This window comes from Carnobacterium sp., assembly GCF_049673005.1.
GTDB lineage: Bacteria > Bacillota > Bacilli > Lactobacillales > Carnobacteriaceae > Carnobacterium_A.
The window spans coordinates 1-4,356 of the sequence record NZ_JBATXB010000096.1; the positions used below are offsets into that span (position 1 = coordinate 1).

Consider the following 4,356-nt stretch of genomic DNA (forward strand, 5'->3'; position numbering starts at 1 on the left):
GCGCCGGCTGGTGGCCTTTGTGGCGGGGCCGGAGCGCGACAGCCGGGTCAGCAAGGCGCAGCTGGCCAGGGTGTTGCCTGCCGCCATGATCCCCACCGATTATCGCCACTATGACCAGCTGCCCCGCACCGGCTCCAACAAGCTGGATCGCAAGGCCCTGCTGGCCGCCTATCAGGCGGGCGGCGAAGCGTTGACCCTTGGCAGCGAGACCGAGAACCGGGTCGGCGCCATTTGGCAGCAGATCCTGGGGCTCGCCACCATGGCGCCCACGGACAACTTCTTCGAACTGGGGGGCCAGTCCCTGCAGACCATCCAGATAGTCAACCGGCTCGGCGCCGAGTTCGGGGTGCAGGTCAAGGTCTCCGACGTGTTCGATCACCCGCGCCTCGACGACTTCTGCCGTTTCCTCGACGGCCTGCTTTCCGAGGATGAAGAGAGCGTGGAGATGGTGTGGTGATGAGCAAGATGACGAAGGATCAACAAAAAATGGCCTTTGATTTCACTGGCAAGCGGGTCTGGGTGACCGGGGCCGGGCGCGGCATCGGCCGCGAGGTGGCGACGCAGTTCGTGGCGGCCGGCGCATCCGTGGTGGGGCTGGACCTGGCGTTTCCCGAAGCCGACTACCCCTATGCCACCCGGCTGCTCGATATTGGCGACTCGAAGGCGGTCAACGCCTGCTGCGCAGCGCTGCTGGCGGAAGGCGGGCTGGATGTGCTGGTCAACGGGGCCGGGGTGCTGCGCCTCGGCCCCACCGAAACCTTAAGCGATGATGACTGGCACGACTGCATGACGGTCAACGCCAGCGGCGTCTTCTATCTGCTGCGGGCCCTGGTGCCCCACTTCAAGGGGCAGCAGCGCGGCGCCATCGTCACCATCGGCTCCAACGCCGCCCATGTGCCGCGCATGCAGATGGCAGCCTATTGCGCCTCCAAGGCGGCGGTCACCAGCCTGACCCAGACGGTGGGACTGGAGCTGGCCCCCTTCGGCGTGCGCGCCAACCTGGTGTCGCCGGGCTCGACGGATACCCCCATGCTGCGTGGCATGCTGCCAAGCGAGGAGGCCATGGCCCGCACCATTGCTGGGTTGCCGGAGCAGTTCAAGCTCGGCATCCCCCTGCGCAAGGTCGCCACCCCGGCGGAGATCGCCCATACCGTCCTCTTCCTGGCCTCGGATCTGGCCAGCCACATCACGCTGCAGGATCTGGTCGTCGACGGCGGCGCCACCCTGAGTGCCTGAGGCTTGAGAAACAGATGAACAATATGATTTTGCTGTTGAAACAGCTGGAACGGCAGGGAGTCAAGCTGGCGCTGAACGACAAGGGTCAGCTTATCTCCCAGTCGAGCAAGGAGGCGGTGACGCCGGCCATCGGCGCCACCATCAAGGCCAACAAGGATGAACTGGTGCGCTGCCTGGCGGCCCGTGCCGCCTTCGAGGCACCCATTGTCGCCGAGGGCGCCCGGCAGGGGCCGCTCTCGTCCTCCCAGAGCGGGCTCTGGTTTATCGAGCAGTACGAGGAGGCCTCCCACCTCTACAATATGCCGGTTTACTTTCGGGTGATCGGCGAGCTGGATACCCGAGCTTTGGAATTTGCCTTCGATCACCTGTTTGCCCGCCACCCCAGCATGCGCACCCGTTTCGTCAAGGACGAGGAGGGCAGGGGGGCCCAGGAGATACTGCCGCACGTGCCCTTCAAGCTGCATATTGAAGACGTGAGTGAGCAGCCCGCAGCCGAGCGCGAAGCCTATGTGGCCCGCCGGGTGCGCGAGGAGATCGGCCGCCCCTTCTCCCTGACCCGGGGGGAGCTGAGCCGGGTGCACCTGATCCGGCTCGGCAGCCGCGAGCACGTGCTGCTGATCACTCAGCACCACATCATCTCCGACGGCTGGTCGGTCAAGAACATGTTCGCGGATCTCAAGCGCGCCTTTCTTGCCCATCAGAACCGCGAGCCCCTGCAGGTGAGGGAGCTGCCGCTCACCTACATCGACTATGCCCGCTGGTTCAACTCGGACCGTTTTCTCGATTATCACGCCGAGTTCAAACCATTCTGGGTCGACCGGCTCGGCGGCAGCCCCGAGGTGCACGGCCTGCCGCTCGACAAGCCGCGCCCGGCCCATCAGGATAGCGGCGGCGAGCTGGTCTTCTCCACCATCGAGAGCGACCTGTGGGAGAGCTTCAAGCGCCTGTGTCAGCGCCACAGCACTTCCAACTTCATCGGTCTGCACGCCCTGTTTGCGTTGCTGATGGTGCGCCAGAGCGGCGAGAAGGAGGTGGTGATCGGCACCCCGCTCGCCTATCGCGAGCGCCACGAGATCGAGTCCCTGGTGGGCTTTTTCGTCAATACCCTGGTGTTGCGTACTCAACTCAGCGGCAAGCCCAGCTTTGTCGACTATCTGCAGCAGTGCCGGGAGGAGGATCTGGCGGCCTTCGATCACCAGCTCTACCGCTTCGAGGCGCTGGCCGAGGCCATCGGCGCCGACCGCACCACCGCCATCAACCCCATCTTCCAGATCATGCTGGTCTATCAGGCCAAGGTGGATTTCAACGATCTTATCCCAGGCTGCCAGCTGGTGGAGGAGACCTCGCCTGTGTTGCCGGCCAAGACCGACATCTCGGTCAAGGTGACCGAACTGATGGACTCCGTCAGGGTGGACTGGCTGTTTGCCACCGCCCTGTTCGAGCGAGAGACCATTCAGGCTTTTGCCGATCGCTTGCTGCACCTGATGCGCGCCGTGGTGGCGGCCCCCGAGACCGACATCTGGCAACTGCCGCTGGAGGCGGGCACCGACCAGGCCGCGCTGGCCGCACAGCTTGCCGACTTGCCGCAAGACTACCCGAGCCGCGACACCCTGCTCTGTCATATCGAGCGGCGCGCTATTCAGTTGCCGGACGCGCTGGCGGTCAGCGACAGCGCGCAATCGTTGACCTATGGCGAGCTGGAGGTGCGTGCCAACCGGCTAGCACACTGGCTGCAATCCTGCGGCGTTACCCCGGGCGCCGCCATCGGCATCCAGGCCAGACGGGATGTGGCCTTCGTGGTTGCCCTGCTTGCCTGCTGGAAGGCGGGGGCGGCCTATGTACCGCTGGATCCTGCCTATCCCGCCGAGCGGCTGGCCCATATCCTCACCGACGCTGGCATCAGCCTGGTGCTGGGGGGCGTGCCGGACCCGCGCCTTGGCGAGGCGCTGGCGAGCACGACTGCCGAATATCACAATCTGCACCAGCTTGCGCTGGACAAGATGCCAGCCAGCACGCCCGCACTGCCTCGGGACGCCGCCATGCTGGCCCAGATCATCTACACCTCCGGCAGCACCGGCCTGCCCAAGGGAGTCATGGTGGAGCAGGGCAGCCTGATCAACCTGATGGCGGATCACGGTGATCGCATCGCCCTTGGGAAGGGGGGCGTCATGTTCAACTGCATGTCCCTCTCGTTTGATGCCGGTAACATGACCAGCTTGCTGCCCCTGTACTGCGGCGCGGCCCTGCACTTCGGCGAACCGGGCGAAGGGGTGATCGCCGCCGCGATCGCTTGCGGTGCCAGCCATATGATCCTGCCCACCGCCCTGCTCGCGAACCTGTTGCCACCGACCGATCTCGGTTCCCTCAAGGCCATCGGCTTTGGTGGCGAAGCGTGCCCGAGCAGCCTGGTGGAACGCTGGGGGGAGCGGGTAGCACTCTTTAACATGTACGGCCCGACCGAATGCACCGTCACCGCGCTCTGCGCGCGGCTCACCCCGGGGGCGCCCATCACCATAGGCCGCCCCGTCAACAACCTGAAGGCGCTGATCCTGGACGAAGGGGGCAACTTCTGCCCCGTCGGTGTGCCCGGTGAGCTCTGCCTGAGTGGTCTGGGTCTTGCTCGTGGCTACCTCAATCTGCCGGAGCGTACTCAAGAGGCCTTTATCGAGCTGGCGCTGGCGGGTCGTACTTATCGCCTCTACCGCACCGGCGATCGGGCGCTCAGGCGCCGCGACAGCAACATCCAATATCTGGGCCGGATTGACGAGCAGATCAAGCTGCGCGGCTATCGCATCGAGCCGGGGGAGATAGAGACCCGGCTTGCCGAATTGTGCCCGGCGATGCGCCAGATCAAGGTGGTGGTGCAGGAGGGGCGCCTGCTCGCTTACGCCTGTCTGCAGGCCGGGGCAAGGGAACCCGACGGCGACGCCCTGCTGCAGCGGGCCGGCGAGTGTCTGCCCGATTACATGGTGCCGGCGCGCCTCTGCTGGCTGCCCGAGATGCCGCTCACCCCCACCGGCAAGCTGGACCTGCGCCGCCTGCCTGCCATTGATTGGCAGGAGAGCAAGGGCGAGCCACAGAGCGAGCTGGAACAGACGGTGCTCGCCATCTGGCAGGGGG

At 65.5% G+C, this 4,356-nt stretch carries 3 protein-coding genes; all 3 read left to right on the forward strand.

All coding sequences use genetic code 11. The annotated features are described in order from the left end of the window. A partial coding sequence (locus WBF61_RS07185) for a phosphopantetheine-binding protein (RefSeq protein WP_424255207.1) occupies positions 1-457 on the forward strand: 457 nt, incomplete at its 5' end. A gap of 29 nt (positions 458-486) precedes the next feature. Continuing rightward, positions 487-1,236: an amonabactin biosynthesis protein AmoA gene (amoA, locus tag WBF61_RS07190; protein ID WP_424255210.1), complete on the forward strand. Its 750-nt coding sequence runs from the start codon at positions 487-489 to the stop codon at positions 1,234-1,236. Positions 1,237-1,250: 14 nt separating this feature from the next. Then, positions 1,251-4,356: amino acid adenylation domain-containing protein (locus WBF61_RS07195; protein WP_424255208.1), on the forward strand; the 3,106-nt coding region annotated here is incomplete at its 3' end.

Bases quoted from the DNA above. Each gene is read 5' to 3' on its own strand.
- amoA (WP_424255210.1), top strand. From the start codon at position 487: ATGGCCTTTGATTTCACTGGCAAGCGGGTCTGGGTGACCGGGGCCGGG.